The sequence below is a fragment of the Streptomyces sp. NPDC041108 genome, from assembly GCF_055592645.1.
The window spans coordinates 139,886-158,815 of record NZ_JBVIYK010000011.1; the positions used below are offsets into that span (position 1 = coordinate 139,886).

Below are 18,930 nucleotides of genomic sequence, written 5' to 3' on the forward strand. Positions count from 1 at the left end.
GGAGAAGAGGGAGGGGCGTCGGCTGCTTCCGGCCGGAGGCACCCGGCGGATGCACGGGCCGGCGGCGCGGCGGGGGCACAGGGCCGGAGGGCGCCCGCAACAGACCGGACGCGAGCGCGAACGCGGGGCGCACGTCAGGGCAGGGGCGCCCCCTCCCGCGCCCGGGCCGTCGCGTCCGCCACCGCCGCCCGCGCGATGTTGCGGGCCATGCCGCCGAACACCATGGAGTGGAAGGGGGCCACGCTCCACCAGTAGGCGTGACCGAGCAGGCCGTGCGGGTGGAACAGGGCCCGCTGACGGAACAGGGTGCGTCCCGTGCCGTCGGTGTCCGCGTGCATCCCCAGCCACGCCAGGCCCGGCAGCCGCATCTCCGCCCGCAGCCGCAGCAGCCGCCCCGGCTCGATCTCCTCGACCCGCCAGAAGTCCAGCGAGTCGCCCACCCGCAGGCGCGCGGCGTCCCGGCGGCCCCGGCGCAGGCCCACCCCGCCGGCGAGCCGGTCCAGCCAGCCGCGTACGGCCCAGGCGAGGGGGAAGGAGTACCAGCCGTTGTCGCCGCCGATGCCCTCGATGACCCGCCACAGGGACGCGCGCGGGGCGTCCACGCACAGCTCGCGGTGGTCGGTGTAGAGGCTGCCGCCGGCCCAGTCGGGGTCGGTGGGCAGCGGGTCGCTGGGCGTGCCGGGCAGCGAGGCCGACGACCAGCGGGTGGCGACCTTGGCCTCGCGTACCTTCCGCAGGGCCAGTCGTACGGCCTCGTCGAAGCCGATCGGGTGACCGGGCGGGTCCGGCACGTACCGCGCGATGTCGTGTTCGCGGCAGACCACCTCGTGCCGCAGCGACTCGGTGAGCGGCCGGGCGATCGAGGCCGGTACCGGCGTCACCAGCCCGACCCAGTGGCTGGACAGTCCCGGCGAGAGCACCGGCACCGACAGGATGAGCCGGTGCGGCAGCCCGGCGACGACGGCGTAGCGCCGCATCATCTCGCGGTACGTCAGCACGTCCGGCCCGCCGATGTCGAAGGTCCGGCTGACGTCGTCCGGCAGCCTGGCCGAGCCCACGAGCGCCCGCAGCACGTCCCGGACGGCGACGGGCTGGATGCGGGTGCGCACCCAGCTGGGGGTGACCATCACCGGCAGCCGCTCGGTGAGGTAGCGCAGCATCTCGAAGGAGGCCGACCCCGAGCCGATGACGACCGCCGCCCGCAGCACCGCCGTGGGTACCCCGGAATCCAGCAGGATCCGGCCGACCTCGGCGCGCGAGCGCAGATGCGGCGACAGTTCCCGCTCCGGCACGCCGTACGGTGTGAGCCCGCCCAGGTACACGAGCCGGCGCACCCCGGCGGCCCGGGCGCGCTCCCCGAAGATCCGCGCCGACCGCCGGTCCGTCTCCTCGAAGCCCGTGCCGGTCCCCAGGGCGTGCACCAGGTAGTAGCCGATGTCGACGCCCCGCATCGCCCGCGCCACGGACTCCGCGTCGGTGACGTCGCCGCGGACCACCTCGACGGCGCCGGCCCACGGATGGTCGCGCAGCCGATCCGGCGAGCGGGCCAGACAGCGCACCCGCAGGCCCGCCTCCAGCAGCTCCGGGACGAGCCGCCCGCCGATGTACCCGGTCGCGCCGGTCACCAGGCAGAGCGGTTCGCTGTCGCGTGCGTCTCCCGTCATGGGTTCCTCGGTTCCTCGCGTCGGCGTCCCCCTCGCCATCCCTTCCACCGCGAGAGCGGTCGCGGATGCGCCGGAGGGCCACGGCCGCGCGATCGAGTGATCGGTACGACGGGTCCAGCTGGCGGGCCCCGCCGCGAGCCAGGCGGACCTCTCCGACGCCTTCGCCGGGATCGACGGCCTGCTGCTCGCCGTCGCGCTCCTCACCGTGCTGGTGATCCTGCTCCTCGTCTACCGCAGCGTGCTGCTCCCTCTGGTGATCATCCTGTACGCGGTGTTCGCCCTGCCGGCACTGGTCCGGGACCTCGCAGAGCGCGTCTGGTGGCCGGGGAGCGTACGTTCCGACGAGGACGGGAGGGGGCTCACGGCGGTCGGTGACCGAGACCGACGACTGATGCCCGATGGCCGGTGACTGATCCCGGTGACTGATCCCCGATGACTGATGGCCTGTGAGCATGCGGTGCCCCGGGGGGAGCGCCCCGGGCACCGCGTCGTCGGTCGTCGTGGCGTCATCGGTCGTCGTGCCCCGGTCCATTCCGGTCGTACGCCTGCGGAACACGCGCCGAATTCCCCACCCGCGCAAGGGGGCCCGGCCGCCCGGCGTGAAATGCGACGGTCCGCCATACGAGACCCGATCCGCTTCTTCTTGACGGTCGTCGTCGACGGCTGTCACGATCGACGGCATGAACATGCGACTGGACCTCACGCGGCGACGCCATGTCGACCTCGCACGCGTCTCCAGCGCCTCCTGTCGCTCCGCGGCCTGATCACCTCTCTCCGATCCGCCGCGCGTTTCCTTTCCGCCCCGATTCACCACGGCAGCGCACTCGTCGAGGTGAACGTGCTCGCCACGAGCGCCCGCGCATCCCGACTCCGCGTCCCGAACCCCGACCTCGAATTGGGCGTGCCCGATTCAGCGTGCCCAATTCGCTACCCGATTCGGCGTACCCGAGAGCATTCACGCGAAGTCCTTTGCGGTCCCGTGAAGTTCCGCGAAAGTGTCGCGCAATTCCGCGGCAGGCACCGGGCGGAGCACGGCTTCGCCATGCCCGGCCGGGTCCGGCAAAGCTCGGGCCGGGCGCCCGTGTGAAGGCCGACTGCGCGTACACACCCCGTACTTCCAGCCACTCCCTACCGGGGTGCCCGTCCGATCGAGCACCGCCGGCTCCCAGAAAGAGGGCCCATGGCCACCGTCCTGTCCGTCTCCGGCAGCCCCTCCGTCTCCTCCCGTACGGCGAAGCTCGTGCGCCACCTCGACACGCGTCTGGTCGCCCAGGGCCACGAGGTCGTCCCGCTCGACATCCGCACGATCCCGGCCGAGGCCCTGCTCGGAGCGGACTTCAGGCATCCGGCCATCGTCGAGGCCGCCGAACTCTTCGAACGGGCCGACGGGATCGTCATCGCCACCCCCGTCTACAAGGCCGCCTACTCCGGAGTCCTCAAAGCCCTGCTCGACCTGCTCCCGCAGTACGCCCTCACCGGCAAGACCGTGCTTCCCCTGGCCACCGGCGGCACCACCGCCCACGTCCTCGCCATCGACTACGCGCTGCGGCCGGTCCTCAGCTCCATGGGCGCCCGGCACATCGTTCCCGGCTGGTTCACCCTCGACAAGGACATCGCCGTCGGGGAGGACGGCAGGGTCACGGTCGCCCCGGCCACGGCGGAGGCCCTCGACCAGGTCGTCGACCAGTTCCTCACCGCCCTCGGCCCCACGCCGGTCCTCGCCGCCGCGAGCTGACCCGGGCTTCGGCGCCGGACCGAGCCGGCGGGCGATCCCGAGAACCTGTCGCCCGGCACATCCCTGATCGGAGACCCCGCGTGTCCCTCACCTTCCACTGGTTCCTCCCCACCAACGGCGACAGCCGTCACGTCGTCGGCGGCGGTCACGGCACCCCCGCCACCACGTCCGGCCGGGACCGGCCGCCGACGGTGGCCTATCTGGGCCAGATCGCCCGCGCCGCCGAGGACCTGGGCTTCGTCGGCGCGCTCACCCCCACCGGTGCCTGGTGCGAGGACGTCTGGCTCACCACCGCCATGGTCAGCCGGCACACCGAACGCCTGAAGTTCCTGGTCGCCTTCCGGCCCGGCTTCGTCTCGCCCACCCTCGCCGCCCAGATGGCCTCCACCTTCCAGCGGCACACCGGCGGACGGCTCCTCCTCAATGTCGTCACCGGCGGCGAGAGCCATGAGCAGCGCGCCTACGGCGACTTCCTCGACAAGGACGCCCGGTATCGCCGTACCGGAGAATTCCTGCACGTCGTAAGGGAGTTGTGGAAGGGCGGGACCGTCGATCTGGACGGCGAGCACCTCCGGGTCGAGGACGCGAGGCTGGCCCGGCTGCCCGACCCCGTGCCCGAGGTGTACTTCGGCGGTTCCTCGCCCGTCGCCGGGGAGGTCGCCGCCCGGCACGCCGACGTCTATCTGACCTGGGGCGAACCACCGGTCAGGGTGGCGGAGAAGATCGCCTGGATCAAGGGGCTGGCGGCGAAGGAGGGCCGCACCCTCCGCTTCGGGATCAGGCTGCACGTCATCACCCGCGACACCGCCGAACAGGCGTGGGCGGAGGCGAACCGGCTGCTCGACGGCTTCGACGCCGAGACCGTACGGGCCGTGCAGGCCGGACTCGCCCGCAGCGAGTCGGAGGGCCAGCGGCGCATGCTCGCCCTGCACGGCGGCCGCCGCGACGGCCTGGAGATTCATCCCAACCTCTGGGCCGGTGTCGGCCTGGTGCGCGGCGGCGCGGGCACCGCCCTGGTCGGCAGCCACGACGAGGTCACCGACCGGGTCATCGAGTACCACGCCCTCGGCATCGACGAGTTCGTGCTCTCCGGCTACCCCCACCTGGAGGAGGCGTACTGGTTCGGCGAGAACGTCCTCCCACGCCTCGCCGCCCGGGGTCTGTGGCAGCACCCGTTCGCCCGGCCGTCGGCCGCCTCGGCGCAGGTGCCGTTCGCGAGCCGGCCGGCATAGGCCGCGGACGTCACACCGCGCGTTCCATGCAGACCAGTTGGTCCCGCGCGTCCCACGATTCGGTGACATGGAAGCCGAGGCGCTCGTACAGGGCGACGGCGGCGGTCCGCCACTGCCACACCGACAGCCGTACGGTGTCCGCGCCGCGGTCGGCGGCGTGGGTGAGTGCGGCGTCGAGGAGGGCGGAGGCGGCGCCCCGGCCCCGGAACGCCGGGTCCGTCCAGAGTCTCTTGATCTCCGCGTGCCCGTCGGTGGGAGCGGTCACCACCACGCAGCCCACCGCCGTGTCCTCGGCCAGGGCCAGCAGCACGACATCGTCGGCGAACACGGACCCCGGGTCGCAGATCTCGGCCCGGTAGCGGTCCGGCAGCTCCGCCGCGTCGGCGACGGGGGCTCCCTTCTCGGCCTCCGTCCGCAGGTGGTAGGCAGTCAGCAGCGGGGCCGGACCGTCCCCGGTGGAGACCGCCCGGTTCGGCCACCGGACGACGCGGACCTGGCGCTGATCAGTCATGACGCCAGCATCGCAGGTCACCGGCCGGGCCGTGCACGGGCCCCGGGCGCCCCGGTTCAGTACGCGTCCGCCAGACCGCCGAGGTGGGCCCGGCGCACCTCGGCGGTCTGGCCCTGGACGAGCAGGAACAGGGCCTCGCGGGCCAGGCGCTGCGCCCGGCTGTCCAGGGCGAGGGCCCGTCCGCCGCCGGCGACGACCGCGGCGGTCGTCGCCGTGCGCATCAGGTCGAACGCCTTGGTCTTCAGGGCGAGCCGCTCCTCCATGTGCTCGTGGGGCGCGGGGTGGTCGGCGAGGGCGTACGCCTGTCGCCGCACCTTGTCCACCCGCAGTCGCAGACCCTTGGTCCTCGGATCGTCCTGGTCCAGCAGGGCGAGGGCGGACTCGGCGACCCCGAACACCGCCGGCGAGGCGTTGGTGGGCTTGGGGCGGTCGCTCGCGGCCCAGGACTCGTAGGGGGCGTGCAGGGCCACCGCGTCGTCGGGGATCCACAGCCCGTCGAGGTGGAGCGAGACCGTACGGGCCGCCGTGAGCGCCGCGAGCCTCATGGGCGCGGACGCCTTCAGCCCGGACTGCTCCCTGGCCTCGGTGAAGGCGAACACCACCTCGTCCGCGTCCGTCACCCCGGCCAGCAGCATCACGTCGTTGAGCCCCCACCCCGTGTACCAGGGCACCGTGCCGTGGAACAGCCAGCCACCTCGCTTCGGCACCGCCCGGACCGGGACCTGCGGATATCTGCGCAGATGCGCGTACGCGACGCCGGACAGCAGTTCACCGGTGGCCAGTCTCCCCAGCAGACGTTCACGGGCCGGCAGTTCGCTTTTCACCAGGGTCAGCACGGGCGTGTGGTGCTGGGTCTGCACGAACCAGGTCGAGCAGCAGGCCCCGGCGAGGATCTCGGCGGTCTCCCGCGCCACGGAGTTCGGAGCCCCCGAACCGCCGTACGCCACCGGCGCGCTCACCCCGAGCAGCCCCGACCGCTTGATCGCCTCGACACTGGCGGCGGGCACCCCCTCCTGGTCGACGCGCTCCGCCTGAGGCGCGAGCACCTCGGCGGCGAGTCGGCGCGCCTGGACGACGAGGGGGTGCGGTGACGTGGTCATGGGGTGATTCTCCCCGGCTCCGGCCCCGGAGATCACCCCTTCCGGGCCGGAGGATCACCACATTCCGGGCCGACTCTCCTGGTCGGCGCGAGAGGGTGACCCCGCACGCCACGATATTGCTTGACTTAGGCAAGTTATTGTTACGGTGGCCGCATGCCGCTACCGCGCCCCATCGCAGCGGCCACCCTCGCGGACGTGACCGAGATCGAGCGGCTTCTCGCCCGCATCGCGTATCCGGCCGGGCGGGCCCGCCGGCACGGGCGCCCGATGTCGGACAGCGGGCTGTCCCTGGATCGCGTCTCCGTGGCGATCCTGCGGCACATCGCCGAGAGCGAGCCGTCGCGCCCGGGGGTGCTCGCGGTGCGGCTGTCCGTGGAGGCCTCCCATGTCGCGCGGCAGATGCGGCAGTTGGAGAGCGCCGGCCATGTGCGGCGCACCCCGACCCGGACGACCGCCGGGCGCGGCGCGTCCAGATCACCGGCGCCGGCGGGCTCGCGGCCTTCGAAAGGGTCAGGGAGGCCGGTCGCCGGGGCATCGAGGCGGCGCTGAGCGAGTGGCCGACGGAGGACCGGCGGCGACTCGCCCACCTCTTCGGCCGGTTGGCCGACGACTTCGTCGACCATGCGCAGGCAGCCGTGGCCCCCCGCCCCGCCGACTGACGACGACACCGGCTCGACGGGCGGCCGGGACCAGCTGGCGACGGACGTCGTGCGGCACCTGACCAGGCGTCATGTGAGTTGACTGGTCTACACCCTTGACTGGTACAGACCAGCGCGGTTGAGTGTGCCCCACACCCCCCACCACGGCCGCGCCCACGCCGTGACCGGTGCCGCCGGCGCGTGCGCGCGAGGTCCGTCCCCACCGTCTCTCCGGGCTCTCGCCCGGGTGCGGCCGTGCTCCACGAAGGAGTTGGTCCTGTGTCGAGGCGCCGTATCTCCGCCGTACTGACCGCCCTGGTCATCGGCGGTGCCACACCGTTGCTGCTGCCCGCCCAGAGCGCGTCCGCCGCACCCTGTTCCAGTTACGCGAACTGGGTGGCCGGCAAGTCCTACGTCACCGGCAACATCGTGCGCTACACCGACGGCAAGGCGTACATCGCCGAGCACGACAACCCGGGGTACGACCCCACCATCAGCACCTGGTACTGGGAGCCGTACGCCTGCGAGAACGGGCCGGGCAACCCCTCCGGGTTCGTGGTGAGCGAGGCCCAGTTCAACCAGATGTTCCCGAGCCGGAACTCGTTCTACTCCTACAGCGGGCTGCGGGCGGCCATGAGCGCCTTCCCGGCCTTCGCCACCACCGGCAGCGACACCGTGAAGAAGCAGGAGGCCGCCGCCTTCCTCGCCAACGTCAACCACGAGACGGGCGGGCTCGTCCACATCGTCGAGCAGAACACCGCCAACTACCCCACGTACTGCGACTGGAGCCAGTCCTACGGCTGCCCGGCCGGACAGGCGGCCTACTACGGTCGCGGTCCCATCCAGCTCAGCTGGAACTTCAACTACAAGGCGGCCGGGGACGCGCTCGGCCTGAACCTCCTGGGCAACCCCTGGCTGGTGCAGAACGACTCGGCCGTCGCCTGGAAGACCGCGCTGTGGTACTGGAACACCCAGAAGGGTCCCGGCTCGATGACCGGCCACAACGCGATGGTCACCAGCGCGGGCTTCGGCCACACGATCCGAAGCATCAACGGCTCGCTGGAGTGCGACGGCAGGAATCCCGCGCAGGTGCAGAGCAGGGTGAACGCCTACCAGCGTTTCGTCCAGATCCTCGGCACCTCGGCGGGCGGCAACCTCTACTGCTGACGCCCCCGCACCGCTCGTGGATGTCATGCACCTGACGGCCAGCGGGGTCCGGTCGCACACGGCCGGGCCCCGCGCCGTGAACACTCGACGGGGCAGGGGCGGTCAGTCGAGGTCGATCGTGAAACGCCTCGTGCCCGGAGCGATCGTGTCCGCGTGGACCGAGCCGCGAGCCCGGTCGTACACCCCGGTTCCGCCGGTGATCGCGTTGTCGAACGAAGGGGGAGGGCCCGGGTTGAGGATGCCGAAGACCATGCCCTGCACGGAGAGCTGGCCGCCGGCGAGCGTGTAGGTCACGACACACACCTCCGCTCCGCCGTTGTCCACCCGGGTGGTGTCGCAGGTGCCGCCTGTTTCGCCGACCTGGTTGCCCTTCTCGTCGAAAAGGGTCGAGCGGAAGACGGTCCGATCGCCCTGGGCGGGGCTGCCGCCGGGGTTCACGGGGAAGCGCGTCTGCTGCGCGAGCCGGCCGATGAGTGTGATGACCTTGTTCTTTCCCCTGGGGTTGGCCGAATCCGCGTCCGTCGCGGTGGCACCCGCGACAGGGGCGCAGGCGAGAAGGGTGACCAGCGCAGTGGCCGTGCCGAGGCAGGTTGCTCTGACGGGGCGCATCAAGTGGCTCCTGAGGTTGACGATCACGGGTAGTCCGGTGTCGCATTCATAACCTCGGCTCCGCCGCGCCCAGCGTGACCGTCGGAAAGTCCGACCGATCGGACGAGCAGGGGGCAAGAGGCGCTCCGACTTCGGTCCTCGGTCGCACCGGCGCCCTCTCGCGAGGCGCAGCAGCCACACGACCGGCACCTGCGGCTCATCGTCGACTCCGACCCTTACCCCGACGCCGGGCTCGGCCGAAACCTTGATGTCCGGCGTGGTCCTCTCCCCGTCGCGGAGCATGACGTTCGCGGGCAGTGCCCTCTGGGAGACCATGTGAGTGCGAGTCCCACCTCGGCCGTTCACGTGATCTGCCGGCGATAGCATCGGCGTCGGCGCCGTCCGGATCGCCAGGCGGAAGTGGGCCGTCGAACACCCTGCACCGGGCATGGCGTCGGGGCAAAGGGGCATCAACAGGTTCATATAGGCTGCCTGTTCCGTCCCTGCCGTTCGTCACCACCCGGGAGAGTCACCCGTGAGCGTAGCCACCGCCCACTCCGCATCGGCCGTACCGCCCGCCGACGGGACGCCCGCCGCGCCGAAGGCCGCCGAGGCGGCCCCCGCGCAGGACGAGGGCTTCTGGGTCGAGCCCGTCGCGGCCGGGGAGCAGGCCGCCGGGGCCGTGCCCGGGCCCGGGGTGCCGGCGCAGCCGTCCGCGGCTCAGGCGTCCGCCGCTCAGGCGTCCGACGACGACACCTCCGCCGACGCCGTGGACGAGCAGGTCGCCCGTGACGCCCGGGAGTTCGGGGTGTACGCGCGCACCGGCGGCTGGGCCTTCGCGCTGAAGGTGGCGCGGAGCGTGCGGCCCGGCGGCGAGACGGCGGGGGAGACGGCGAAGGTGTCGGCGAAGCGGTTCGCCGACCTGGCCGGATGCTCGCCGGAGCGGGTCATGCGCTACTACAAGGCGTGGGACAGGGCGGCCGACGACGGCATGGTCCCGCACTTCGAGGCGCTGGCCCCCGGCGAGGAGATCGACCTCCCGGACTCCGACGTGTGGCTGACGTACTACAGCTCCCGGTCCAGCGCCTCCTCCGACCGGGGCACCGCCATCACGGCGGCGGCCGAGGCCGAGGGCATCCGCCCGACCAAGGCCCTGGAGGTCGCCGAGAACCCCACCGCTCTGCGCGCCGCGATCCTCGCCGATCCGTCCACCGCGCAGGCGGCCCGCACCGCGCTCCTCGACCGTCTGAAGGAGGACCCCTCCCTCCAGACGGAACTGGCCCGCGACATCGCCCGCACCGACGAACTGAAGAAGGCCGTCGCGAACGAGACGCAGGCGGCCACCCGTATCGGGTACGTCCGGCAGATCGTGGAGAACGGCCAGGTCAAGACCCCGGCCGGCCAGGTGATCGACGCCACCGCCGAGTTGCGCGCCGAGGCCGAGCGGCATCTGTCCCTCATCGACGAGCTGGACGACGACGAGGACACCGGCGAGTGGGCGTCGGAGGCGTACGACACCGTCAAGGAACTCGTCGTGCAGACCGTCGAGGCGGACCCCGAGCTGCGGGTCCAGGAGCGCCGGACGAAGTTCTACAGCAGCCTCCAGAAGGCGACGAAGGTCTTCGAGGAGCTGACCCTCGACGACGCCGTCGACCTCGACGCCATCTACGAGGACGACATGCTCCAGCGCCTGGAGGACCTCCAGCAGGCCCTGAACACCTGCATCGCCGCCCTGCGCAAGGCGTCGCCGGGCGAGTGATCACGGGCTCCGGCCCTCCCGTGTCCCGAGGCCCCCTGCGCGACAGGGGGCCTCGGTCGTACCGCAGGGACCCCGCTCGACGGAACCACGTGACACCCCTCACGCGACAAGGGCGAAATGCCATTTGCCGTCCGGTGCGTGTTACGTATAACCTCCCGGGAACCCCGAGCGGCCCACGGACCGCCGACGCACGATCCCGCGCGATCTCCACGCGGTCCGCGCCCCACTCGAAAGGCCCCGATGAGACGACGCATCGCCCTGGTCACCCTCGTGGTCGACGACTACGACGAGGCGATCCGCTTCTACACGGAGGCGCTCGGGTTCCGGCTCGCCGAGGACGAGCCGAGGCCCGGCGGCAGCCGCTGGGTCGTCGTCGAACCGGGCGGCGACGGGCAGAGCGGCGGACTCCTGCTCGCGAAGGCCGCGAACGAGGCCCAGCGTTCCCGGATCGGCGACCAGACCGGCGGACGCGTGGGCTTCTTCCTGCACACCGACGACTTCGCCCGCGACCACGCCCGGATGCGGGCGGCGGGCGTCACGTTCCTGGAGGAACCGCGCCACGAGCCCTACGGCTCGGTCGCCGTCTTCGAGGACCTGTACGGCAACCGCTGGGACCTCCTCCAGCCCGCCACCGACTGACCGGGCCGCCCGGGCCGTCATCCGGGCCGTCCCCCCTCGCCGACCGAGCACCTCGGTCACCCGCCCCGACCCGCCACCGCACCACCTGCCCGAGGAACGAACGCCATGACCGAGCCCCGCATCGACGCCGACACCATCCGCCGCCTCCCCAAGGCCGTCCTGCACGACCACCTCGACGGCGGCCTGCGCCCCGCCACACTCGTGGAGCTCGCGGCCGAGGTCGGCCACACCCTGCCGGAGACCGACCCGGAGGCGCTCGCCGCCTGGTTCTACGAGGCCGCCAACTCCGGTGACCTGGTGCGCTACATAGCCACCTTCGAGCACACCCTCGCGGTGCTGCAGACCCGTGAGGGACTGCTGCGCACCGCCGAGGAGTACGTGCTCGACCTGGCCGCCGACGGTGTCGTCTACGGCGAGGTGCGCTACGCCCCCGAGCTGAACACGGCGGGCGGGCTCACCATGAGCGAGGTCGTCGAGACCGTCCAGGAGGGCCTGGCCGCCGGTATGGCCAAGGCCGCTGCCCAGGGCACGCCGGTCCGCGTCGGCACGATCCTGTGCGGGATGCGCATGTTCGACCGGGTCCGCGAAGCCGCCGAACTGGCGGTGGTCTTCCGGGACGCCGGCGTCGTCGGCTTCGACATCGCGGGCGCCGAGGACGGCTTCCCGCCCGCCGACCACCTGGCCGCCTTCGAGCACCTGCGCCGCGAGAGCGTCCCCTTCACCATCCACGCCGGGGAGGCCCACGGGCTGCCCAGCATCCACCAGGCCCTCCAGGTCTGCGGCGCCCAGCGCATCGGCCACGGCGTCCGGATCACCGAGGACATCGTCGACGGCAAGCTCGGCCGCCTCGCCTCCTGGGTCCGCGACCGCCGGGTCGCCCTGGAGATGTGCCCCACCTCCAACCTCCAGACCGGCTGCGCCACCTCGATCGCCGAGCACCCGATCACGGAGCTGAAGGACCTCGGCTTCCGCGTCACCCTCAACACCGACAACCGGCTGGTCTCGGGCACCACCATGACCCGGGAGATGACCCTGCTCGTCGAGGACGCCGGCTGGACCCTCGACGACCTGCGCACGGTCACCGTCAACGCCCTCAAGAGCGCCTTCATCCCGTTCGACGAGCGCAACGCCCTCATCGACAGCGTCGTCCTGCCGGGCTACGCCTCCGCCTCCTAGCGGTCGTCCCGGCGGTGTCCTAGCGGCCCTCGCGCAGCACCAGCCCTCTTACGTACGCCGCCTGGCCGACATGCTGAAGGTCGTCGGCCAGGACGCTGACCAGGCGTACGCCGAGGGTGACGGCCGGGGTCCACCGCTCGTCCACGACCCGGTCGAGGCCGTCGGCATCGACGCCGCGCACGAACGCCCCCGTCTGTTCGTGGACGGCGTCGAAGTATCCGGTGAGCAGGTCACCCGAGTCGACCCGAACCCGCTCCACCTGCGTCGGGCTGTGCCCGTATCCCGTGTCCCGGGCCGGCAGGGCCAGCCCGAAACGCTTCTCCCAGCCCTGGGACAGCCAGACCTGTTCGAGTCCGGCGGCGTCGGCCACATGGTCGTCCTGGATCCGGGTGAGGTGCCACACCAGCCAGGCGACGGAGTTGGCGCCGGGGGCGGGCCGGGCGTGGAGGTCCGCCGGGGCGAGCCCCTCCACGGCGGCGTGGACCTCCTCCTTGATCCGGCCGAACGCGTCGATGAGAACGTCCTTCACATCCATACGTCCACCATCGGGCATCCGGGCCGGACCCGCACCGCCCTCGCCCGCGCCCTTCCACGGCGCGGTCAGCTGCCGGCCGCACCCTTGGTGCCGATGTGGAAGATCTTGAGGTCACGGGCCATGTCGACGACCAGCCTGGTCGTCTTTCCGCCACCCCAGGTGATCCCGGCCTCGGTGTGGTTCGCGGTGCCGTTGTCGGTGACCTTCCACCGGACGGGGACGTTCTGGGCGCGCAGAACGCCGTCGGCGTGGTCCTTCTTCTCCCAGGCCCTGAGTTCCTGGTCAGTGGTCAGTAGAGCTTGTCGACGGCGGTGGTGGTCGTCTTCTTGAAGGCCTTGACCGGCGCGTCCTTGAAGCCGCCCATCTGGCCCCAGTCCACGACGGTGACGGTCCGGCCGTCCCGGCCCACCGACAGGAGCCGGATGTCCATGGCTCCCCAGGACGTGACGCCGGCGACACCGTGGACACGGGCGCCCTCCTCGACGGGCAGTGTGCCGAGGTCCCGGTACTCGACCTCGACGTCCGGGTCGGAGGACTCGCTCACGCAGTCCCGGAAGTCCTTGTTCAGCCGCGTGGCGAGAGCTTGGGCCTTGCTGTCGCTGCCGGTGACGACGACGACCTGCCTGGCGCTGGTCTCCAGGTCCGTCCGGAAGGAGCGGTGGTTGACGTCGTACGCCAGGAACGCGTCGCCCAGGCAGTACTGCAACTCCTCGGGGACGCCGTCCTCGATCCGGCCCGCCGTCCAGGTGGACGAGGGGTGCGGTGGGAGCTGGGACGCCGACAGGTACTTCGGTGCGCTCGCCTTCGCCGCGGCCGCCGGTGCGGCGCCGGCGGCGAGTGCGGAGCCCGCGGTGAGACCCGCGACGACGAGTGCGGTGAGCATGTGCGCTCGGGTGGGCTTGGGCATGGGTGTCCCCCGTGAACGAGTACCTCGACAGGTACGTGGATGAGTGTGTGATGCCGTCGCGCCGTCGGCCGGATGGTCGGTCCGGCCCTGGTCGGGGCGACACCAAGAGCATCGGCCGTCACGGGCCGAGGGTGCAACGGCTGACGTCCGATCCGCGCCCCTGGAACCATCCCAGCCCTTCTGACGTGCACATATAGGGAGTGCCTGGGATACCGTCCCGGGCCGGTGAGGACACGGGGGAACAGTGCCGGCAGCAGGGGACGACGTCCAGCGGTTCGCGGCGTCGCTCACGCGTCTCAAGGAGCGCACGGACCGCAGCTACGGGCAGCTGGCCCGGCGCCTCAACATGAACACCTCGACGCTGCACCGCTACTGCGCGGGCGGCACGGTGCCGCTCGACTTCGCACCCGTCGAGCGCTTCGCCGTGCTCTGCGGGGCGACGGGGGAGGAGCGGCTGGAACTCCACCGCCTGTGGCTGTCGGCGATGGCGGCACGGCAGCGGGTGCGGGGGGCCGGGCCGGAGGTGGCCGGGGCGGGAGCCGCGGAGCGGGAGCCGACTGAGCCGGGCGCGAGCGGCCCGGATGCGGCCGGCACGGGGGGCGAAGGCTCGCCCGCGCCGGAGCCGGGCCTGCCTGCCGAAGCCGTGGGGCCGACCGACGGCACCGGCGGGTCGGTCGCGGCCACCGGGCGGGGCCATGAGGCTGGAGCGAGCGCTCCCGCCGGGTTGCCGGAGGCCGCAGGGACGCCCGCATCCGCCGGATCCTCCGAAGCCGCCGGTCCGTCCACGTCAGCCGGTCCGCCCACGTCAGCCGGTCAGTCCAAGGCTGCCGGTCAGTCCGAGGCTGCCGGTTCGTCCAAGGCCGCCGGGGCGGCCGGCCCCGCCGGGGCGCCGCAAGCCGCCGGGCCGGCCGCTGTCGCCCAGGCAGGTGAGCGGGCGGCATCCCCGTCGGACCTGCTCCCGGCCCCGGCCCCGGCCCGGCGCCCCTGGCACCGGCGTCGGCGGACGCTCGTCAGCGCGGCCGTCGTCGCGGTGCTCCTCGCCACCCTGGGCGGCCTCGCCGCCCTGCCGTCCGGGCGCGCTCCGGCGGACCGCGCCGCCCCGGCCGACGTCCCGGCGCCGTTCCGTACGACAACGGGTGCCCAGCGCCCGTCGACCGCGCCCACGAGCCCGTCTCCCTCGCCGGCCGTCACCGGAAGCCCTTCGGGCACGGTCTCGCCGCCGCCCGACGAGCCACGGAACAGGACGAAGGACGGCGCCCCCGACGAGCCGCGGTCCCGGGCCACCGGTGTGCCGATCACCTGGACGGCGAACTCACAGATCTGGAACATGGGCTGCGGGCACGACTACGTCATCGCCAGGCCGCCGAAGGAGGTGCCCCCGCCCCCGCCGCCGCAGGACGCGGGCGCCTGGGCCGCGACCCAGGGCGCCGTGCACGGGCGGAACACGATCGTGGAGGTCACGGTGCAGGGCCGGACGTCCGCGGCCGTCGTCCTGACGGCGTTGCGGGTACGCGTCGTCGGACGCACCGCACCCGCCACGGGCAACACCTACGCGATGGACCAGGGCTGCGGAGGACGGGTCAGCCCCCGGTACTTCGATGTCGACCTGGACAAGAACCGGCCGATCGCCCGCCCGGTCGACGGCGCCGACCTCGACATCCCGATCCCGGCCGTGCGGTTTCCGTACAGCGTGGCGGCCGGGGACCCGGCGGTCCTGCGGGTCAGCGCCGAGACCGAGAGCTGCGACTGCCAGTGGTACCTGGAGCTGGAGTGGTCCTCCGAGGGCCGTACCGGCACGGTCCGGATCGACGACGGCGGCCGACCGTTCCGCACGACCGGGATCAAGGGCCTGCCGCGCTACTCGTACGCCACCGAGAGCCACCGGTGGACGCCCTTCACGGAATGATCCGGCCACGGCCGACCGGCGGGTCGAGGAGGTCCAGCAGGGCCCGGGCCGCCGGACTCGTGGCCTGCGGGGGAGGAAGCAGGGCCACCGTCTCGTACACGGTCTCGCCGGCGTCCTTGACGGGGAGGGCGACGAGCGAGTCGCGCTTGTGCCGGAAGTGGCGCGGGACGACGGCGACGCCGAGATCCTCGTCGACGAGGTCGAGGAGGCTGTGCACGTCGTTGACCTCCAGGGCGACGGACCTGCGGACACCCGCGGCGGCGAACACCGAGTCGGTGGTGCGGCGCGGGCCCCAGTCCGGGTGGAAGTCGACGAAGACCTCGCCGCCCAGCTCCTGCGGGGTCACGGCGGCGCCGGCGGCCGCGAGACGGTGACCGGGATGGCACAGGACGGTCATCGGCTCGCTGGACAGCGGGACGACCCGCAGCTGGTCGGTGTCCTCCTGCGCGGTCCGCACGGCGAACGCCAGGTCCAGGCGCCCGCTCGCCACCTCCTCCGCGAGCGCGCCCGAGCCCGCCTGCCGCAGACAGATCTCCACATCGGGGTGCAGCCGCCGGAACGAGGCGAGCAGCCCCGCCACGTGCAGCCCGGCCAGACACTGCTCGGACCCGAGCGCGAGCATGCCGCGCAGCACACCCTGCACGGCGGCCACCGCCTCCCGGGCCGACCGCACCTGTGCCAGGATCCGCTCCGCCTCGGTCAGCAGCGCGCGCCCCGCCGGGGTGAGCATCACCCGGCGGGTGGTCCGGACGAACAGCGGCGTCTGCAGCTCGCGCTCCAGCGCCCGTACGGAGGCGGACAGGCCGGACTGGGAGACGAGCAGCCGTTCGGCGGCCCGGGTGAAGTGCTCCTCCTCGGCGACCGCGACGAAGTGCTGGAGATGGCGGAGTTCCATGACTGAGAAGCGTAGGTGCTGAATCCCATCGGATTCTTCTGTTGGACCAATGCCCGCAGGTCGCGAAAGAGTGGACACGGGTTCCCAGGGACCCCGGTCCCCCAGTGCCAACCACAGGAGTCGCGTTGTACACCGCACACCCCGACCGTTACGCGGACATGCCCTACCGGCGCACCGGACGCAGCGGTCTGAAACTTCCCGCGCTCTCGCTCGGCCTGTGGCACAACTTCGGCCCCGACCGTTCCGTGGAGACGCAGCGCGCGATCCTGCGCCGCGCCTTCGACCTGGGCGTCACCCACTTCGACCTGGCCAACAACTACGGCCCGCCCCCCGGCTCCGCCGAGTCCGCCCTCGGTGAGGCCCTGAAGGCCGACTTCGCCCCGTACCGCGACGAGCTGGTGATCTCCACCAAGGCGGGCTATCTGATGTGGCCCGGTCCGTACGGGGAGTGGGGCTCCCGCAAGTACGTGCTCTCCTCGCTGGACCAGAGCCTGAAGCGCATGGGCCTCGACCACGTCGACATCTTCTACTCGCACCGCCCCGACCCGCAGACTCCGCTGGAGGAGACGATGGGCGCGCTGCACTCGGCGGTCCAGCAGGGCAAGGCGCTGTACGTCGGCGTCTCGAACTACTCGGCCGAGCAGACCCGGGAGGCCGCCCGCATCCTGGGCGAGCTGGGCACCCCGCTCCTCATCCACCAGCCGCGCTACTCGATGCTCGACCGGCGCCCCGAGACCGAGGGGCTGCTCGACGCGCTCGACGAGCTGCAGGTCGGTTCCATCGTCTTCTCCCCGCTGGAGCAGGGTCTGCTGACCTCCCGCTACCTCGACGGCATCCCGGAGGACTCCCGCGCGGCGAGCGACAGCCCCTTCCTGCGGTCCGACGCCGTCACCGAGGACCTGGTGGGCAGGCTGCGCGCGCTGGACGAGGTCGCCAAGTCCCGCGGCCAGACGCTCGCCCAGCTCGCCCTGGCCTGGACGCTGCGCGGCGGCCGGGTCACCTCCGCCCTCGTCGGCGCGAGCAGTGCCCGGCAGATCGAGGACAGCGTCGGAGCCATCGCCCACCTCGACTTCGAGGCGGACGAACTGGCCCGCATCGACGCGATCATCGAGGGCAAGGGCTGACCTCGGCCTCAGGTCGGCGATCGATCCGCTCCTGCAGCCGGACGGTCACCGACCGGTCCGCTCCGCCGTGAACTGAGGGAGAACCCCGCCGCCGGGCGGCGGACACCCTCCCGCGCGGGCTACTCCGCCGGCACCCGGTCCAGGAAGCCGTACACGCTCCGGATGCGGTCCTGCGCGTCGAGCGTGATCACGTCGAACCCGGCGACCGGGGCCGCGCCGTCCGCCTCGTCCACCAGTTCCCAGCGGAATCGGGCGGTGTCGTGGTGGCCGTCCACGACCGTGGCCAGGCGGAAGGCGAGGCCGGGGAACCGTGTGCGGGCGGCGGTGATCAGTGCGGCGATCTCCCCGTGCCCGCGCACGTCGGCCAGGGGGTCGGTGTAGCCGCCGTCGGCGGCCCAGGCGGCGGCGACCGCGGCGGCCCGTTCGTCCTCGCCGTCCGCGTTCCATGCCTCGAAGTACCGGGCGGCGGCGGTCTCGTAGCGGTCTCGGCGCTCTTGATTCTGATGCGCGGGCATGATCGTTGAACCCTCCATCGGGGATCTGCGTAAGAGACGGGGACCGGATCCGGAGCCGTCCGCGGCGTCCTGGTGATCCGGCACCGCACACGATGCCCGCCCCCGCCGCAGGGCGTCGATTACCTCGGAGGTCATCCCGAGAAAGGCCCGGTCGCAGGGCCTGACGCATCGTTTCGGCCACTCGCGTGCTCGCATATGCCAGGAGACTGGCCGAATTGGCATGGTGACAGAGTGTCAGCCGTGGCGATACTCGAGTGACAGGGCGATTGAGTCATGAACCAACGCGCACCCGTGCGCGTCCATCACGTCACTGTGCGTGACTATCGGGTCGCCAGATGTGCACGACCGGCAAATCTGTGAGGCGAGAGCAAGTCCGCGCGGCGAGCGAGGCCGGGCGGGACGGCGGTGCGATCGGGGGAGCGAAGCGTGCACGACGAATTCCTGTGCCATGTCACCGCGTACGGATGGTGCGACGGCCGGCGCGTCGGCGTGCCCCTCGGGACCTATCGCGCCCCCACGCTGGCGCTGGCGCTGTGGTGGATGCGCGACCGCGCGTTATGGATCGCCGAACGCCTCGACCCGTGTCCCGAGAACCCGAACTTCCCCCCGAACGCGGTCGTCCCGGTCGCCGGCACCGTGCCGGACGTGCCGGCCCTGCTGCGCGCCTGGTCCACCGACGAGGCGCAACAGGATCTGGTGGCCGACGAGTTGGCCGCCGGAAACCTGGTCCGCATCGCCACCAACGACGACACCACGGAGTACGAGCTGCTCGCGGAGTCCGTCGACGCCGTGCGCATGCAGCGCATCGCCCAGCGCATCGCCGCCCCCGCCGCCTGACC

At 72.4% G+C, this 18,930-nt stretch carries 19 protein-coding genes and 2 pseudogenes; 12 read left to right on the top strand and 9 right to left on the bottom strand.

The genetic code is table 11. The features are described from left to right. Positions 1–134: 134 nt before the first annotated feature. Complete coding sequence (locus ACZ6BB_RS28430; RefSeq protein ID WP_471617988.1) at positions 135–1,664, bottom strand: SDR family oxidoreductase; 1,530 nt, start codon at positions 1,662–1,664, stop codon at positions 135–137. Positions 1,665–1,776: 112 nt separating this feature from the next. Here ACZ6BB_RS28430 and ACZ6BB_RS28435 point away from each other — a divergent pair. From ACZ6BB_RS28435 to ACZ6BB_RS28450, 4 genes and pseudogenes are all read left to right on the top strand, one after another. Then, a pseudogene (locus ACZ6BB_RS28435) lies at positions 1,777–2,034 on the top strand (MMPL family transporter); the annotation flags it as partial. Positions 2,035–2,350: 316 nt separating this feature from the next. After that, positions 2,351–2,428 (top strand): putative leader peptide, encoded by a 78-nt coding sequence (locus ACZ6BB_RS28440; protein WP_352234107.1) that lies wholly within the window; start codon positions 2,351–2,353, stop codon positions 2,426–2,428. A gap of 416 nt (positions 2,429–2,844) precedes the next feature. After that, positions 2,845–3,399 carry an NADPH-dependent FMN reductase gene (gene ssuE, locus ACZ6BB_RS28445; protein WP_471617989.1) on the top strand — a complete coding sequence of 185 codons (555 nt, stop codon included), beginning with the start codon at positions 2,845–2,847 and terminating at the stop codon, positions 3,397–3,399. An 80-nt stretch (positions 3,400–3,479) separates the two neighbouring features. Further along, entirely contained in the window at positions 3,480–4,631 is a 1,152-nt protein-coding gene (locus ACZ6BB_RS28450; RefSeq protein ID WP_471617990.1) for an LLM class flavin-dependent oxidoreductase, read from the top strand. Between the two features lie 10 nt (positions 4,632–4,641). Here the strand turns inward: ACZ6BB_RS28450 and ACZ6BB_RS28455 are convergent, their stop codons facing one another. Continuing rightward, positions 4,642–5,142 (bottom strand): GNAT family N-acetyltransferase, encoded by a 501-nt coding sequence (locus tag ACZ6BB_RS28455; RefSeq protein WP_471617991.1) that lies wholly within the window; start codon positions 5,140–5,142, stop codon positions 4,642–4,644. Between the two features lie 56 nt (positions 5,143–5,198). Next, positions 5,199–6,242, bottom strand: a complete 1,044-nt coding sequence (locus tag ACZ6BB_RS28460; RefSeq protein WP_471617992.1) for an acyl-CoA dehydrogenase family protein — start codon at positions 6,240–6,242, stop codon at positions 5,199–5,201. Positions 6,243–6,395: 153 nt separating this feature from the next. Between ACZ6BB_RS28460 and ACZ6BB_RS28465 the strand changes: the two genes are divergently transcribed. Together ACZ6BB_RS28465 and ACZ6BB_RS28470 are read left to right on the top strand one after the other, a co-directional pair. After that, positions 6,396–6,791: a MarR family transcriptional regulator gene (locus ACZ6BB_RS28465; RefSeq protein WP_471617993.1), complete on the top strand. Its 396-nt coding sequence runs from the start codon at positions 6,396–6,398 to the stop codon at positions 6,789–6,791. 368 nt (positions 6,792–7,159) lie between these two features. Next, positions 7,160–8,047: a glycoside hydrolase family 19 protein gene (locus tag ACZ6BB_RS28470; RefSeq protein ID WP_471617994.1), complete on the top strand. Its 888-nt coding sequence runs from the start codon at positions 7,160–7,162 to the stop codon at positions 8,045–8,047. Positions 8,048–8,149: 102 nt separating this feature from the next. Here ACZ6BB_RS28470 and ACZ6BB_RS28475 read toward each other — a convergent pair whose 3' ends face one another. Continuing rightward, positions 8,150–8,656, bottom strand: coding sequence for an allene oxide cyclase barrel-like domain-containing protein (locus ACZ6BB_RS28475; protein WP_471617995.1), 507 nt, complete (start codon positions 8,654–8,656; stop codon positions 8,150–8,152). Between the two features lie 514 nt (positions 8,657–9,170). On the opposite strand from ACZ6BB_RS28475, the gene ACZ6BB_RS28480 reads away from it, so the two are divergent. The 3 genes from ACZ6BB_RS28480 to ACZ6BB_RS28490 all read left to right on the top strand — a co-directional run bounded on the left by ACZ6BB_RS28480 (position 9,171) and on the right by ACZ6BB_RS28490 (position 12,209). After that, the gene (locus tag ACZ6BB_RS28480) at positions 9,171–10,394 is read left to right on the top strand and encodes a hypothetical protein (RefSeq protein WP_471617996.1); all 1,224 of its coding nucleotides are present in this window, start codon (positions 9,171–9,173) and stop codon (positions 10,392–10,394) included. A 240-nt stretch (positions 10,395–10,634) separates the two neighbouring features. Beyond that, entirely contained in the window at positions 10,635–11,033 is a 399-nt protein-coding gene (locus tag ACZ6BB_RS28485; RefSeq protein ID WP_471617997.1) for a VOC family protein, read from the top strand. A gap of 105 nt (positions 11,034–11,138) precedes the next feature. Further along, the gene (locus ACZ6BB_RS28490; protein ID WP_471617998.1) at positions 11,139–12,209 is read left to right on the top strand and encodes an adenosine deaminase; all 1,071 of its coding nucleotides are present in this window, start codon (positions 11,139–11,141) and stop codon (positions 12,207–12,209) included. Between the two features lie 19 nt (positions 12,210–12,228). Here ACZ6BB_RS28490 and ACZ6BB_RS28495 read toward each other — a convergent pair whose 3' ends face one another. From ACZ6BB_RS28495 to ACZ6BB_RS28505, 3 genes and pseudogenes are all read right to left on the bottom strand, one after another. Beyond that, positions 12,229–12,744 carry a mycothiol transferase gene (locus ACZ6BB_RS28495; protein WP_471617999.1) on the bottom strand — a complete coding sequence of 172 codons (516 nt, stop codon included), beginning with the start codon at positions 12,742–12,744 and terminating at the stop codon, positions 12,229–12,231. Between the two features lie 65 nt (positions 12,745–12,809). Then, positions 12,810–13,025 (bottom strand): annotated as a pseudogene (locus tag ACZ6BB_RS28500) (hypothetical protein); the annotation flags it as partial. An 8-nt stretch (positions 13,026–13,033) separates the two neighbouring features. Then, entirely contained in the window at positions 13,034–13,651 is a 618-nt protein-coding gene (locus tag ACZ6BB_RS28505) for a hypothetical protein (RefSeq protein WP_471618000.1), read from the bottom strand. Between the two features lie 244 nt (positions 13,652–13,895). On the opposite strand from ACZ6BB_RS28505, the gene ACZ6BB_RS28510 reads away from it, so the two are divergent. Further along, complete coding sequence (locus tag ACZ6BB_RS28510; protein ID WP_471618001.1) at positions 13,896–15,557, top strand: helix-turn-helix domain-containing protein; 1,662 nt, start codon at positions 13,896–13,898, stop codon at positions 15,555–15,557. Here ACZ6BB_RS28510 and ACZ6BB_RS28515 read toward each other — a convergent pair. Next, positions 15,547–16,452, bottom strand: a complete 906-nt coding sequence (locus ACZ6BB_RS28515) for a LysR family transcriptional regulator (protein ID WP_471618002.1) — start codon at positions 16,450–16,452, stop codon at positions 15,547–15,549. The two genes, ACZ6BB_RS28510 and ACZ6BB_RS28515, sit on opposite strands and share 11 nt — an antisense overlap. A gap of 125 nt (positions 16,453–16,577) precedes the next feature. On the opposite strand from ACZ6BB_RS28515, the gene mgrA reads away from it, so the two are divergent. Beyond that, complete coding sequence (mgrA, locus tag ACZ6BB_RS28520; RefSeq protein ID WP_471618003.1) at positions 16,578–17,576, top strand: L-glyceraldehyde 3-phosphate reductase; 999 nt, start codon at positions 16,578–16,580, stop codon at positions 17,574–17,576. 119 nt (positions 17,577–17,695) lie between these two features. Here the strand turns inward: mgrA and ACZ6BB_RS28525 are convergent, their stop codons facing one another. Continuing rightward, the gene (locus ACZ6BB_RS28525) at positions 17,696–18,091 is read right to left on the bottom strand and encodes a nuclear transport factor 2 family protein (RefSeq protein WP_471618004.1); all 396 of its coding nucleotides are present in this window, start codon (positions 18,089–18,091) and stop codon (positions 17,696–17,698) included. Between the two features lie 426 nt (positions 18,092–18,517). Between ACZ6BB_RS28525 and ACZ6BB_RS28530 the strand changes: the two genes are divergently transcribed. Beyond that, positions 18,518–18,928 carry a hypothetical protein gene (locus tag ACZ6BB_RS28530; RefSeq protein ID WP_471618005.1) on the top strand — a complete coding sequence of 137 codons (411 nt, stop codon included), beginning with the start codon at positions 18,518–18,520 and terminating at the stop codon, positions 18,926–18,928. Positions 18,929–18,930: the final 2 nt, after the last annotated feature.

Excerpts from the sequence above, each read along its gene's own strand:
- ACZ6BB_RS28515 (WP_471618002.1), bottom strand. The coding sequence starts at position 16,452 with ATGGAACTCCGCCATCTCCAGCACTTCGTCGCGGTCGCCGAGGAGGAG.
- ACZ6BB_RS28495 (WP_471617999.1), bottom strand. The coding sequence starts at position 12,744 with ATGGATGTGAAGGACGTTCTCATCGACGCGTTCGGCCGGATCAAGGAG.
- ACZ6BB_RS28505 (WP_471618000.1), bottom strand. The coding sequence starts at position 13,651 with ATGCCCAAGCCCACCCGAGCGCACATGCTCACCGCACTCGTCGTCGCG.
- ACZ6BB_RS28465 (WP_471617993.1), top strand. The coding sequence starts at position 6,396 with ATGCCGCTACCGCGCCCCATCGCAGCGGCCACCCTCGCGGACGTGACC.
- ACZ6BB_RS28475 (WP_471617995.1), bottom strand. The coding sequence starts at position 8,656 with ATGCGCCCCGTCAGAGCAACCTGCCTCGGCACGGCCACTGCGCTGGTC.
- ACZ6BB_RS28525 (WP_471618004.1), bottom strand. The coding sequence starts at position 18,091 with ATGCCCGCGCATCAGAATCAAGAGCGCCGAGACCGCTACGAGACCGCC.
- ACZ6BB_RS28490 (WP_471617998.1), top strand. The coding sequence starts at position 11,139 with ATGACCGAGCCCCGCATCGACGCCGACACCATCCGCCGCCTCCCCAAG.
- ACZ6BB_RS28485 (WP_471617997.1), top strand. The coding sequence starts at position 10,635 with ATGAGACGACGCATCGCCCTGGTCACCCTCGTGGTCGACGACTACGAC.
- ACZ6BB_RS28440 (WP_352234107.1), top strand. The coding sequence starts at position 2,351 with ATGCGACTGGACCTCACGCGGCGACGCCATGTCGACCTCGCACGCGTC.
- ACZ6BB_RS28455 (WP_471617991.1), bottom strand. The coding sequence starts at position 5,142 with ATGACTGATCAGCGCCAGGTCCGCGTCGTCCGGTGGCCGAACCGGGCG.
- ACZ6BB_RS28430 (WP_471617988.1), bottom strand. The coding sequence starts at position 1,664 with ATGACGGGAGACGCACGCGACAGCGAACCGCTCTGCCTGGTGACCGGC.
- ACZ6BB_RS28460 (WP_471617992.1), bottom strand. The coding sequence starts at position 6,242 with ATGACCACGTCACCGCACCCCCTCGTCGTCCAGGCGCGCCGACTCGCC.
- ssuE (WP_471617989.1), top strand. The coding sequence starts at position 2,845 with ATGGCCACCGTCCTGTCCGTCTCCGGCAGCCCCTCCGTCTCCTCCCGT.